General features: G+C 57.4%; 11 protein-coding genes. 5 read left to right on the top strand and 6 right to left on the bottom strand.

What is annotated here, in order from left to right; genetic code table 11:
- Nucleotides 1-74: 74 nt before the first annotated feature.
- Nucleotides 75-1625 (bottom strand): DEAD/DEAH box helicase, encoded by a 1551-nt coding sequence (locus tag QZ869_RS02530; protein ID WP_296102310.1) that lies wholly within the window; start codon nt 1623-1625, stop codon nt 75-77.
- A gap of 420 nt (nt 1626-2045) precedes the next feature.
- On the opposite strand from QZ869_RS02530, the gene QZ869_RS02525 reads away from it, so the two are divergent.
- The gene (locus QZ869_RS02525; RefSeq protein WP_296102308.1) at nt 2046-4004 is read left to right on the top strand and encodes a response regulator; all 1959 of its coding nucleotides are present in this window, start codon (nt 2046-2048) and stop codon (nt 4002-4004) included.
- 126 nt (nt 4005-4130) lie between these two features.
- Here QZ869_RS02525 and QZ869_RS02520 read toward each other — a convergent pair whose 3' ends face one another.
- The 3 genes from QZ869_RS02520 to QZ869_RS02510 all read right to left on the bottom strand — a co-directional run bounded on the left by QZ869_RS02520 (nt 4131) and on the right by QZ869_RS02510 (nt 6376).
- The gene (locus QZ869_RS02520) at nt 4131-4514 is read right to left on the bottom strand and encodes a DoxX family protein (RefSeq protein ID WP_296019934.1); all 384 of its coding nucleotides are present in this window, start codon (nt 4512-4514) and stop codon (nt 4131-4133) included.
- A gap of 331 nt (nt 4515-4845) precedes the next feature.
- Nucleotides 4846-5643, bottom strand: coding sequence for a class II glutamine amidotransferase (locus QZ869_RS02515; RefSeq protein ID WP_296019937.1), 798 nt, complete (start codon nt 5641-5643; stop codon nt 4846-4848).
- 112 nt (nt 5644-5755) lie between these two features.
- Nucleotides 5756-6376 (bottom strand): L,D-transpeptidase, encoded by a 621-nt coding sequence (locus QZ869_RS02510; protein WP_296019938.1) that lies wholly within the window; start codon nt 6374-6376, stop codon nt 5756-5758.
- A gap of 437 nt (nt 6377-6813) precedes the next feature.
- On the opposite strand from QZ869_RS02510, the gene QZ869_RS02505 reads away from it, so the two are divergent.
- From QZ869_RS02505 to QZ869_RS02495, 3 genes are read left to right on the top strand one after another with little or no spacing between them, the layout of a single operon-like run.
- Nucleotides 6814-8223: a circularly permuted type 2 ATP-grasp protein gene (locus tag QZ869_RS02505; protein ID WP_296085115.1), complete on the top strand. Its 1410-nt coding sequence runs from the start codon at nt 6814-6816 to the stop codon at nt 8221-8223.
- Nucleotides 8224-8226: 3 nt separating this feature from the next.
- Complete coding sequence (locus QZ869_RS02500) at nt 8227-9168, top strand: alpha-E domain-containing protein (RefSeq protein ID WP_296019944.1); 942 nt, start codon at nt 8227-8229, stop codon at nt 9166-9168.
- A gap of 27 nt (nt 9169-9195) precedes the next feature.
- Nucleotides 9196-10017, top strand: coding sequence for a transglutaminase family protein (locus QZ869_RS02495; protein ID WP_296102306.1), 822 nt, complete (start codon nt 9196-9198; stop codon nt 10015-10017).
- Nucleotides 10018-10123: 106 nt separating this feature from the next.
- On the opposite strand, the gene QZ869_RS02490 is transcribed toward QZ869_RS02495, so the two are convergent.
- Nucleotides 10124-11032: an MBL fold metallo-hydrolase gene (locus QZ869_RS02490; RefSeq protein ID WP_296102305.1), complete on the bottom strand. Its 909-nt coding sequence runs from the start codon at nt 11030-11032 to the stop codon at nt 10124-10126.
- Nucleotides 11033-11261: 229 nt separating this feature from the next.
- Here QZ869_RS02490 and QZ869_RS02485 point away from each other — a divergent pair, with 229 nt between their 5' ends.
- Nucleotides 11262-11855 (top strand): bifunctional 2-polyprenyl-6-hydroxyphenol methylase/3-demethylubiquinol 3-O-methyltransferase UbiG, encoded by a 594-nt coding sequence (locus tag QZ869_RS02485; protein ID WP_296040608.1) that lies wholly within the window; start codon nt 11262-11264, stop codon nt 11853-11855.
- A gap of 403 nt (nt 11856-12258) precedes the next feature.
- On the opposite strand, the gene QZ869_RS02480 is transcribed toward QZ869_RS02485, so the two are convergent.
- On the bottom strand, nt 12259-13338 hold the full coding sequence (locus tag QZ869_RS02480; protein WP_296102304.1) for a hypothetical protein: 1080 nt from the start codon (nt 13336-13338) through the stop codon (nt 12259-12261).
- Nucleotides 13339-13469: the final 131 nt, after the last annotated feature.

The following is a 13469-nucleotide window of genomic DNA, read 5'->3' as shown; positions in this document are numbered from 1 at the left end:
ATCGTCCTGAAAACACGCTCAAAACAAAAACGCCCGGATCAACGTCCGGGCGTTTGTGCATTCATCAGGCTGGATCAGCCGCGCTTGCGACCGCGACCGGCGTTACCGGCAGGACGCGCCTGACCGGCAGCGGCAAAGGAGCCGGACTTGCGAGCCGGACGACCCTGACCGGCGCGGTGCTTGCGCGGACCGGCAGACTTCGCGCCCTCGCCACCGTCAACCTTGGTGCGCTTGAAGTCGGACGTGACTTCCAGATCGTTATCGCGCTCGACCGGAGCGAACTCGCCCGCACGCTGACCGCGGAAATCGCCGTTGCGGCGCCCGCCTTCACGATGACCACCTTCACGGTGACCGCCTTCACGATGACCGCGCGCCGGACGGTCGCCATGCGAACGCTCGCCGCGCTCGCCACCCTGACGACGTCCACCGTTGCCTGCGCCGTTTCCACGACCGCCACGGTTGCCGCTACCGCGGGTCGGGCTGGCAAGACCTTCCGGACGCTCACCGGAGAGGACCGGAATTTCGATCTTCATCAGCTTTTCGATGTCGTGCAGCAGACGGGTTTCGTCCGGTGCGCAAAACGCAATCGCGATACCATCACGACCCGCACGGGCCGTACGACCGATGCGGTGAACATAGGCATCCGCCACTTCAGGCAAGTCGTAGTTGAAGACATGCGTTACGGCTGGAATGTCGATGCCGCGTGCAGCAACGTCGGTCGCCACCAGCACCTTGACTTCGCCATCCTTGAAGCCCTTCAACGCGCGCTCGCGCTGACCCTGGCTCTTGTTGCCATGGATCGAAGCAACCTTATAGCCGACATGTTCGAGATGCTTGTAAAGCTTCTCGGCGCCATGCTTGGTGCGAAGGAAGACGATGGCGCGGCCATCCGGATTTTCGGCAAGCGACTTCTTCAGGAGGTCGGTCTTGTCGTTCTTGCCGGCGACGAAGTGAACATACTGCTCCACCTTGTCGGCAGCCTTGCCCGGAGGCGTGACTTCCACCTTGACCGGGTCGGTCAGGTAGCTACCGGCAAGATCGGCAATCGCCTTCGGCATGGTGGCCGAGAACAGAAGCGTCTGGCGCTTTGCCGGCACCATCTTGGAAATCTTGCGCAGGTCGTGAATGAAGCCGAGATCGAGCATCTGGTCTGCTTCGTCGAGCACGAGATGCGTGACCTTGGACAGCGAAATTGCGTTCCGCGCAATCAGGTCCAGCAGACGGCCAGGGGTCGCGACCAGAATGTCGGTGCCCTTTTCCAGCTGCAGCTGCTGCTTGTTGATCGACGCGCCGCCGACAACCTGGTTGATACGCAGAGGCGTCTTCTTGACGAAGGAGCGCAGGTTCTCGCCGATCTGGTTGACCAGCTCGCGCGTCGGCGCAAGGATCAGAGAACGGGTGGTGCGGTTGGCAGGACGTTCGGCATGCTTCATCAGCATTTCGATCATCGGAAGACCGAATGCGGCAGTCTTGCCGGTGCCGGTCTGTGCAAGACCGATAACATCGCGGCCTTCCATCAGAAGTGGGATGGCTTTCGCCTGAATAGGTGTTGGTGTCGTATAACCGAGTGCGGTGACAGCGGCCACGATCTTTTCGGAGAGGCCGAGTTCGTTAAAACTGGTCAATAGAATACCTTTCGGGGCGCCAAAACGCTTCAGCCGGTTCAGCCCATGCTGTCCGGTTGTCTTGGCGTCAAGAACCCCGCGTGAATTGGGAACTTGGTGGGTTGAAATAACTCTCTGCGCTCAGCACCGGCGAATGATCGCCGTATTCTGCATCAAATGCGCTTTTCCTTCATGCGTGCGTATGATTTTGAAAGGACGCTACAGCTCACGCGGCTGTGGAAGGTGAAAGCTTGAGACGGCATGTGGTCTTTTTGTCGAAAAAAGTCAAGCAATTCTTTCACCAACGCTGCGGCAGCGACTTGATGCTGATGGTTAAAAAAGCTTGAAAAGCCTTCCGGGCCCATGGTTTTTCGAGCATGGCTCTCTTAGCCTGTAACAAGATTAAAGATATTTGATTCTATTGATAGTTCGGAGCGGGGCTTGAGTATCGAGGGCAGCTTGTTGGAAAAGGCCTGTCAGGGAATTTTGTCCCTGCGCCTGCCAGCTTGCGTCAAGGATAGTGAGCTGCGCTATGTCTGCGTCAACAATGGCTATGCCCGTTTTGCCGGAAAACGCCCGGAAGATTTTGTCGGGCAGTCGAGCCATATGATGTTCGATACGGCTGACGATGTGGAGCGAGAAGACAAGGAACGCCGCTGCCTCGTCTTCGCTACCGACGAGATCGCCACCTGCCGGGGCATAGTGCCGGACGCCCACGCGCTGCACTGCGAACGCTTCATCGACGAGACTGGGCAAATCTTTCTTTATGAAGTTTTCGAAAAGATGCCTGCCTTCGGCGGCGTGGGGCAGTTAAACACTGCCAGCGGTCTGGAAATTGACGGTCCGCCTTACGGCAAAGCGGTCGAGGCGATTGCGCAGCTTCGCACGCCACTTGCTGGCATTCTAGGCATGGCGCAAGCGCTTGCCCGAACCGATCTCGACGCCCGGCAGAAAGCCTATGCAGACACGATAATTCTCTCCGGCAACGCCTTGTTGCAAAGCCTCGACGCTGTACTGCACACCTCACACGGCATCTCAGCATCCTTGCAAACCAGCCACTTCGACCCCGCCGATTTGGTGGAGGAGATAGCGTCGCTGCTCGCCTTCTACGCGCGGAAGAAGGGAGTGACCCTTTTTGCCGACATCGATATATCGGCAGAGATGATCGTCGAAGCGGATGCGGCGCGCTTGCGCCAGATCGTCACCGAGCTTGTCAGCAACGCCATCCGCTTCACCCATTCCGGCCACGTCATCGTCAGGCTCCAAGCCGAGCACGCCGCGTCAGGCGGCACCTCGCTTCTGCTCACCGTGGAAGATACCGGTGTTGGCATGTCGCAGGAGCAACTCGCTTCACTTCTGGGCCAGCACGATGGTTCGGCACGTACCGTAACAGGCTTTGCAGAAAGCATCAGCAACGTCTTTCTGCTCGACGGCCAGATCGAAGCGGAAAGCGAAGAGAACAAAGGGGCGGCCTTCACGGTCACACTACCGGTCGCCGTGATCTCGGCACAACCCGTCACGCCTCTGTGCCCCCCCGATGCGAGCATATTGGTGATCGATGGCGATGCAATCAGTCGCGATATCCTCACAAGGCGCCTGCGCGACTGGCGGCTCGATGCCTACGCCGCCGAGACCGGCGCGACCGGACTTGCAATTCTGGAGGAAGCGGTGGCCTTGGGCTTGCGCCCTGCCGCCATTCTTATGGATGAAACCATGACGGATATGCCCGCCGATGACGTGGTGCGCTTCATACGCCACCATCCGGGCGTGCAAGACATCCCCGTGATCCTGCTGACCTCGCTGGTCAAAGACGAGCTCGACGAGGCCGCGCACGCCTACATAGCCAAGCCTTTGCGCATCCGACACCTGAGAGACGCGCTGGAAGCCTTGCTGCCCGCGCCTGCTATGCACAATAATCTGCCTCCACCAGTCACCGCGACGATGACGAATGACCAGTCGCAGTCGATTTCTACGCCTCTACCGTCCCAAAAAAGCCGTGCGGGGATCGATGTGCTGGTGGCAGAAGACAATGAGGTGAACCAGATCGTCTTCAGCCAGATCCTGCAGCAGACGGGACTCGATTTTCGCGTCGTCGGCGATGGCAAGACAGCGGTGGAGGTCTGGCGCAACGAGAACCCGTCACTGATCTTGATGGACGTATCGATGCCGGTCATGAGCGGCTATCAGGCAGTCCAGTCGATCCGCCAGATGGAGGACGAAGAGGAAGGCCGTCTCGGTCGCGTCCCGATCATCGGCGTCACGGCGCACGCTCTCGATCGTGACAGCGAACTATGCCTCGCCTGCGGCATGGACGACTATATTTCCAAACCCATCAGCCCGGAACTGCTGCGCGCCAAGATCAACCAGTGGATACCTAGAGGCGCGCTGGAAGCGCTTTAGGCGAGACCAGCGCTTCGGCAGGAGGACGACGCAGCCGCACTCGGACTGCGGAGCGAGCAGCAGAGCCAACGCCACTCGTTACCGCTATCCCCGGCCTTGCGCCAAGGATAGCGACGAAGAAGTTTCTTAGCGCTTATCGACAGCAAAGGCTCCCGGACCTGCGGTCACGAGGAACAGGAAGATGAAGCAAAAAAGGATCGCAGCATCGCCCCCGTTGATGGCAGGGAAGACGCTTTTGGGCGCATGTGCCATGAAATAGGCAACAGCCATTTGGCCGGAGAGAATGAAGGCGACCGGGCGGGTGAAGAGACCGATGAGGATGAGAATGCCGCCGACGAGTTCAAGCAACGCGGCCGCAAGAAGAAGTGGGGGAAGTGATCCTTCCATTGTCGCAGCGGGAAAGCCAAAAAGCTTCTGCGTGCCATGTTCGATAAAGAGAAGCGCGGCGATGATGCGCAGTGCTGCTAGTGCGTAAGGCTGATAGCGGGAAAGTTTTTCAAATACGGACATTCAAGCGTTCCTGATTGCGCATTCCCAGCGCCTTTGATCGGCGTCGTGTCTAGAAATGCTTTCAAACAATGAGTTGGAGCTAGGGCGGCGGAAATATGTTCACCGCATTTGCTCAGGGTTGCACATCGTCGATAGGCTCGAAATCTGGCGTCCAACAATCACATTTGCGCTATCAAAAAAGAAACAAGCCGCCAAAGTTCAGCTCAACTCTCCGTTGAGTTGTAAAAGACGGCCTCCTCTGTGCGCTCGCTCGCAGGATTCAACCGCTAGCACGCGTTAAAATCAGAAATTTATCCACATGTTTTGAGATGAATGCATGCTTGGACCGCGCTCATGCGGTCATCAAAACCGCATCCCGATAATAGGGGGTGAAGGGGCTGAATTCGATCTTACCTTTCACGACGGTTGCCACAGTATTGGCCGGAATGATTTCCCACATCTCTCCGCCAGTGCCGAAAGGCTCGGAGGCGATCGCGATACCTTCTCCGATGTTGCGCCAATAGAGGGTCGGCGGGCGCGCATCGCTCGACCAGCGGAATGCATGCAATTTTTCGCCATCGGCATGGATGGCGCTAAAACGGATCGGCTGGTCCACGCCGGCATCCAGCACCACATCCATGCAGATCTCGATGGTGCGCGAAAGCGCGTCGACCGGGTCGCGATCGAGACCAAGGCCTGCCGCGATCAGGAACATTGCCTCGCTATCGCCATTACCGGCGCGCGAACAATAGACGTCGTCGGAAATATGCGTCTCGATAGCGCGTTTCACCTTTTCATAGCCGCCGATCTGGCCGTTATGCATGAAGAGGTGCCGGCCAAAGCCGAAGGGATGACAGTTCGCCATCGATACGCCGCCGGTGGTCGCAGAGCGTACATGCGCTAGAAACATGCCAGCGCGGATCTGATGACAGAGCGAGGTCAGGTTCCTGTCCGACCATGCGGGCAGGATGCCGCGATAGATGCCGGGCTCTGGTCGTTCGCCATACCAGCCAATCCCGCACCCGTCGCCATTCACCACCGTCTTTGCTTCCCTTGCGGCAAGCGACTGGCTGATCAGCGAGCTTTCCGGCTCGATCAGAAGCGTGTCGAGCCAGACAGGTGAACCGGAATAGGCCAAGAAACGGCACATGCGAATACCTTCGTACCAGGTTCGGGGCGCCCCCACCGATTACATCATCGGGGACGCCTTCTTTATTGAACGAAGCCGCTCTAGCGCCCGATCAGGGCGTTAATGAGATGCTTCAGGCCTGAATCACAACCACGCGGGCACCGACCGGAACGCGCTCGTACAGGTCGATGATATCGTGGTTGAGCATGCGGATACAACCGCTCGACATCGCGTGCCCGATCGACTGCGGCTGGTTGGTGCCGTGCAGACGGAACATCGTGTCATTGCCGTTGCGATAAAGATAAAGAGCGCGCGCACCCAGCGGATTGTTAAGACCACCTGGCATGCCACCGGCATATCTCAGGTTCCGCTCCGGCTCGCGGCGGATCATGTTAGGCGTCGGCGTCCAGCTTGGCCATTCGGCCTTGCGTCCGACATAGGCATTGCCCTTCAGCGCCAGACCCTGGCGACCGACACCAACGCCATAGCGCACCGCGCGACCACCACCGAGCACAAAGTACAGGCGGCGTGCCGGTGTATCGACGACAACGGTACCGGCCGGATAGGTGGTCTCGTAGGCCACTTCCTGGCGGCGCAGTTCCGGCTTGATCTTCTCAAGCGGCATGGCTGGCATAGGATATTGTTCATTTGGCAAAGCTGCATAATTCTGCCGCTGGCCCGCGGGATTGATACTTGCACAACCTGCCAGGAAAAGTGGCAATCCAAACAGAACACCACGACGCGAAATCGACATATTACCCCCTGCCGCAACGAATCTTTCGATTTAACGAGAGGTATAATTTTATGGTTAACAAACGCCTAATATCTGCAATCGATAGTTAAGGGTCATATGACACGACCTCAATTTACGGTCACAGCGAGTTTGCAAAAGCGAACAGAACTGTTCTGCGACGCTATTCCCAACTTTTAATGGAAAGATCCGCCGACAAGTCGAGCCTATTTTATAGGCAAAGATAGTTTGGCACCTCCTCCCAAATTTGGAACTCACTTGGTGGTATCACTTGAACTTTTCAGGCTCTGCCGCATTTTAATGCTACACGTGAAAGATTGCTTTATTTTCAGCCACTTTGCGTCACGGCGGCACACCAAAAAATCTAAATCGCCGCCCTCTCATCCGGCTTGCATTGCTTCGGGCATTGTATTCAAATGTACAAAAAGGGGACCTGAAAGTTGGCATTTGATGAAATGATAAATGCGGACTCAACGCCGCGAAGCCCATACGCAAACTACAACGACTGGTACAGCCGCCAGGACAGGGCGCACCTGATCCAGAAATCGAAAGACGCTGAAAACATCTTTCGCAGAACCGGCATCACCTTTGCCGTTTACGGCCACGCCGACAGCGCCGAAAAGCTTATCCCCTTCGACATCATCCCGCGCATCATTTCCGGCAAGGAATGGCGCAAGCTCGCCCAGGGCATCGAGCAGCGCGTCATTGCGCTGAATGCCTTTCTCGATGACATCTACCACAAGCAGGAAATCATCAAGGCGGGCCGCATTCCCCGCGAACTGATCGAGAAGAACGAGGCCTTCCTGCCGCAGATGATCGGCTTCAGGCCTCCCGGCGGTGTGTACACCCATATCGTCGGTACAGATATCGTGCGCACCGGCGAAGACCAGTTCTATGTGCTGGAAGACAACGCCAGAACGCCTTCCGGTGTCAGCTACATGCTGGAAAACCGCGAAACCATGATGCAGATGTTCCCCGAACTCTTCCACGAGAACAGGGTCCGGCGCGTCGAGGATTACCCCTATCTTCTGCGCCAGTCGCTGGCTTCACTTGCGCCGCCTGGCTGCAAGGGCAAGCCACGCGTGGCAGTCCTGACACCCGGCATCTACAACTCTGCCTATTACGAGCACTCCTTCCTGGCCGACATGATGGGCGTGGAACTGGTGGAAGGCTCGGACCTGCGCGTCATGGACGGCAAGGTGAAGATGCGCACGACGCAGGGCTATGAGGCGATCGACGTGCTGTATCGCCGCGTCGATGACGACTTCCTCGACCCCCTCACCTTCCGCCCGGATTCCGCGCTCGGCATTCCCGGCATCATGGATGTCTACCGCGCCGGAAACATTACCATTGCCAATGCGCCAGGTACGGGCATTTCCGATGACAAAGCGATCTACTCCTACATGCCGGAAATCGTCGAGTTCTATACCGGCCGCAAGCCGCTTCTGGAAAATGTGCCGACCTGGCGCTGTTCGGAGCCGGACAGCCTGAAATATGTCCTCGACAACCTGGCTGACCTTGTCGTCAAGGAAGTGCATGGCTCCGGCGGTTATGGCATGCTGGTGGGCCCGACCGCCAGCAAGAAAGAACGCGCGCTATTTGCCGACAAGCTGCGGGCGCGCCCGAACAATTACATCGCCCAGCCGACACTGTCTCTCTCCACCGTCCCGATCATGGTGAAGAACGGCATCGCACCGCGCCATGTCGATCTTCGTCCCTATGTGCTCGTGTCCGACAAGGTCAAAATCATTCCAGGCGGCTTGACCCGCGTGGCCCTCAAGCAGGGTTCGCTCGTCGTCAATTCCAGCCAGGGTGGCGGCACCAAAGACACCTGGGTACTGGAGGACTGAGCCATGTTGGGAAGAACTGCAAACGGGCTCTACTGGATGTTCCGCTATATCGAGCGGGCCGAAAACATTGCGCGCCTCGTTGATGCGGGCCTGCGTGTCTCGCTGACGCGAAGCGGCAGTGCGGATGAGGATTGGGACGGGGTCCTGCAAAGTGCGGGCGTGCGCGAAGCTTTCCTCCAAAGCAATGAGAAGGTGACGTCCGCCGATGCGATCGACTACCTCCTGCGCGACAAGTCCAACCCGTCAAGCGTCATGTCCTGCATCGACGCAGGCCGCAACAATGCCCGCATGGTGCGCACGGCGCTGACCCGCGAAACCTGGGAAGCGACCAACGAATTCTGGATCGAGCTGAAAAGCCTGCTCGGACGCCGCCTGAAACCTGCGGAAATGCCGCATGTCATCGACGTCATCAAGCATCGGGCAGGCTTGGTGCGGGGCGCCTTCCATGGCTCGATGCTGCGCAACGATCTCTACAACTTCTCGCGCATCGGCACGTTCATCGAACGAGCGGATAACACGGCGCGCATTCTCGACGTAAAATATTACGTGCTGCTACCGGCGGCCGCGCAAGTCGGCTCGTCCCTCGACAATGCGCAGTGGGAATCGATCCTGCGTTCCGTCTCCGCCCATCGCTCCTATGGCTGGGTCTACGACGCGGAATACAAGCCCGCCAATATTGCCGACTTCCTGATCCTCAACGCCCGCATGCCGCGTTCTCTTGCCTACTGCTATGAGAAGATCGTCAGCAACCTCGGCTATCTCGCCAAAGACTACGGAGAGCGGCACAAGGCGCACGAAACATCCGACGCCATTTTGTCGACTTTGAAGGAAACCACCATCGACCGCGTGATGGACCGGGGCCTGCACGAGTTTCTGGAAGCTTTCGTCAATAGAAACGGCCAGCTTGGGCAGGAAATTACGGACGGCTATCGCTTCTATCAGTAAGCGGAACAAGACGGGGACAAAGGGCGAATGCGTCTGAAAATCAACCACACGACCGAATATCTTTACGAAGAGCCGGTGCCATATTCCCTCCAGCGCCTTCGCCTGACGCCGGTCAGTGGACCGATGCAGACGGTGCTGAACTGGGACGTCGCCGTCGATGGCGCGACCGTCGAAGTGGCCTATGACGATCATTTCGGCAATCGCGTCGAGCTTGTGGAGAGCGAAGGTCCGAGCCGCGCCGTCAAAGTTACGGCAAGCGGCGAGGTCGAAACGAAGGACAAGGCAGGCGTCTTCGGCCCGCATATCGGCAACGCCCCGCTCTGGCTCTTCATGCGCGACACGCCGCTGACCAAGCCCGGTAAGCTCATACGGGATATCGCCCGCCAAAGTTCAGGCAGCACCGAGCTCGAACGTCTTCACGAACTGATGGCGCTGATCCACCTTGAAGTAGCATACCAAACCGGAAGCACCGGCACCGAGACCTCGGCCGAACAGGCGCTGGAGGCCGGCAAGGGGGTCTGTCAGGACCACGCCCACATCTTCATTTCCGCAGCGCGGGTGCTTGGCCACCCTGCCCGTTATGTTTCCGGTTATCTGATGATGGAAGGCGTGGACGAACAGGTCGCGACCCACGCCTGGGGTGAAGCTCACCTTCCCGGCCTCGGCTGGGTGGGCTTCGATGCCGCCAACAAGATCTGCCCGGACGAGCGTTATGTGCGCATCGCCACTGGCCTTTGCTACCGCGATTGCGCCCCCGTCTCCGGCATGCGCGTCGGCGTCTCCGGCGAAAGCCTGAGTGTTTCCGTCACCGTGCATGAATCGCAAAGTCAGAGCCAAACGCAGGGTTAGACCTAGCTTCAGATAAAAGTTGTTGCACGGCTTTTGCGTTAAATCGCCCAAAAGACGTATCAACAGCCTTCGGAACGGTCCCGGCGCATTCTTCGGTAGTTACAGATCACGCAACGCTGGCGTTTGTCTTTTCATGACCGGCTGGACGAGAGGCTCGCCGCGTCGCAAAGGTGGCCGCGAGATTGGAGCGGTGGCAGCGTCTATAAAATTCAATCGTTTCGACAGACATACCCGCTGGAAGATCGATAAAATTCTCAAGCATCATTCCCTCGCGATCATCCAGCACCTCCTGTTCCAGAGCAGAAGCAGGGATATGAGCCACAGCGTTTTGAATGTTTTCAAAATAGGCGATGTTGCGGTCCACGATGGATGGGTCACTCGTTTGACCATGCGCAAGAACGAGGTGTTTCGCCTTCAGGCCGCGAATGGCGTTCAACGAGGAACAGAGGCTGCGCAAGTCTTCCGGCGAACTGCTCCAGACTTCCGGAATGGGATGCTCCACCGCATCGACGGCCAGACAAGTCTCGATCTCCGGTATCCACACGGCAAGATGGTCCGGCGTGTGTCCTGGAGTGTGGAAAAGATGCAAAGTGAGATCGCCGCCATGCAGGGTCATACTGTCGCCACTGAAGGTCAAGTTTGGTGAAACAAGCTCCACCTCGTTGAAGCGAGACTCCGTCTTCCTTTTCTCTGCCAGAGTTCGGAGCGCCGAGGGGTCACGCAATCGCTCGATTGCAGATTGATGCGCAATGATCGGCGCACCACTGACTGCACGATTGCCCCAGAAATGGTCCCAATCCATGTGCGAGTTGACAACGATCAGAGGCCGACCCTGCATCCGATCGGCAAGCAGATCCAGCGCGTGACGACACTGGCTGGGTGTCCCCAACGTATCGATCAGCACGTTGAAGCGGTCGGTCCCGACGAACACAGCGTCGACCTCATCGCCAGCCCGGATAATGACGATACGGTCATCCAGGCCCGCGTAGGACGTCAGCACCACATCATTCGTCATTGTTCCCACCGCTTGATTGCCAAAACGCAACAGACCGTTTTACGACTTGGCCAGATCATGGTTGGAAGGCTTTGATGTCGTCAAGCGCTTAGACGGTCTTCGTGTGCCAGCCTCGCAAAAGCCCCCAAGCCCTGAACAGCTTTCAGACGGATGGCGGACTTGGAGATTGTTGGACAGACGTGCTAAACCGCTTCTCCTTTAAGAAGGTACCACTAGGAAGACACGGTCCATGACAGCCCGCGACGACAATACGATCGATTTTTACGCCCGAGAAGTTGCTGCCTATACGACCCGAGGCGAAGAGGCCTCCCCTCGCCTCAAGGCCTTTCTCGCCATCCTGCCAGCGGGCGGTCGTATTCTTGAACTGGGCTGCGGCGCAGGTCAGGATAGTGAGGCCATGCTTGGTCTCGGCTTCGACGTTCACCCCACAGACGGTACGCCTGAAATGGCCCGCGCCGCCCAAGACCGTCTCGGCGTTGCGACCAGCACGCTGCTCTTTGAGGATATTAACGAGCAAAACGCCTATGATGGAATCTGGGCCAATGCCTGCCTGCTACACGTGCCCCGTGCCACGCTTCCGTCCATCATCGCCCGCATCCATGCTGCCTTGAAAGATAAGGGCGTGTTCTATGCCAGCTATAAGGCAGGCACTGCTGAAGGCCGCGACGATCTCGACCGCTTCTACAATTATCCTTCTCCCGAGTGGCTTTTGGAGGTCTACCAGCAATGTTCCTGGACCTCAGTCACTATCGACGAAGCCAAAGGCGGCGGCTACGACAACAAGCCAACCGACTGGCTGCATGTAACCGCCGTGAAACCATAACGACGCCCTTTTTTTGGGCCGCTCCTGCTTTTCACGTTGCACACCGCATATCCGCGGAACCTAGTCCACTCAGAACAGTTCTCAGTGTGGGGAACACAGGGACGGAATTCGTGACCGGACAAGAATATCGATTGGCAAGATTTCTGAGCCATGACGCCATAAAGCAAACCTCTCGCCCTGCATCGCGAAAATCTGTGCAGACCGACGAACTTTTCTCGCATCTGCTACAGCGCCTGGACGAAGCAGAGATGCCGGATGATCAGTCTTGCGCAGATGCCGAGAAGACAGGCGTTCAGAGTTCCAAGATGCTTCCTTGTTAAGGAAGAGCTCCAAGACCTCTAACTGAGAGTGGGCCCGCGCCTGCATCATGAGTGCGAGCCTTCACCTGAGCGTCGCTGAGCGATCAGTATATTTGCACCCCGTTGCTCTTCAGTTTTTCAAGAACGTCCCTGTTGTCAGCATCACGGGAAAGACCTTCGACCTTCTTGAGCGACCGGATATCGAGCAGAGCTTTTATATTTTCGGCTGGAACGTTGATGTCGATCCATTCAAGTTTGTGCAAAGGCACAAGTGTTTGAAGATCGAAACTGTCAATCATCGACGTGACAAAAATCGCTTTCAGATTGACGCAGAGGCCAATATCCGATGTGTCCCTAACGTCGAAAACAGTCTCTTCACCTCCCCAGAAATACCATGCATAGGGATAAATCTCTTCCCCGCCATCGAATTGTACCCTGTCGACGGCATCGAGGAGCTCAGGCGTCAGGGGGTAGCGAACAAGATAATCAAGCGCCTGCGGTATAAGGTCATACCCGTCCTGCTCAAGATCGACCTGTCGGCCAAGAACATGGCTGGCAAGTTGCTCTGGAGTGCCAAGGTCAAGCAGCTTGGATCGCAACAGCGATGACATGACAACGAGCTTCAAATTGGGATCGGAAAACGGAGCGCCGGGGGCGCCCTTGGCAACCGGGTATGGTGGGGCAGTCGGTTCTGTATATTCGGCCTTGGGGTTGGAAATCTCAATCTCGTACAGATTTCCATTGCTGATCCGCGCAGACAAAATGCCCTCCGGAAGACGCATTGTGCCGTAGCGCGTCCCGCTCAGGACCTTACTTTCCTCACCGACCTTCATGTCGGGGACAGCAGATGGCAATTCTTTGAGGCTGATGCCCATGGGTACACCCGCTATTGTCTGGTCGAAGCGAGAGTTGAACGTGATCGTTCCAATCCGACCGGTACGATCCAGTCGCACGATCACCCCATAGCTGTTTTCCAGAATGTCGATCACCCCACCTTTATGCGGCGCAGGGGCGCGCCAGGCGGTACCCATGGCCTTCTCAACTGCCGCGCCCGGCATGCCCGGTCGCAATGCTGCAAGTGCTGACACATCCACGCTATCGTCTTGCGCTATCAAAGGCTCGCCTCCCATCCCCGCAACGATACCCAATGTAACTGCTCCGGTGAGGAACTCTCGTTTTCGCATACGGTGCTCCGTTCGCAGATAATGAACCTGAATGAAGAAGGATGATGATATCCGAGAAACGACCAGAGATTAAATGCGGGCTTGTTTCATCGCTTCTGCGGGGACGTCTTCGACCCGCTACGGCGAAATAC

Origin of the sequence: uncultured Agrobacterium sp. (assembly GCF_913777885.1) — a bacterium.
Classification (GTDB): Bacteria; Pseudomonadota; Alphaproteobacteria; order Rhizobiales; family Rhizobiaceae; genus Agrobacterium.
Note: the sequence above shows the minus strand (reverse complement) of the source record. Positions and strands in the feature narration are given on the sequence as shown.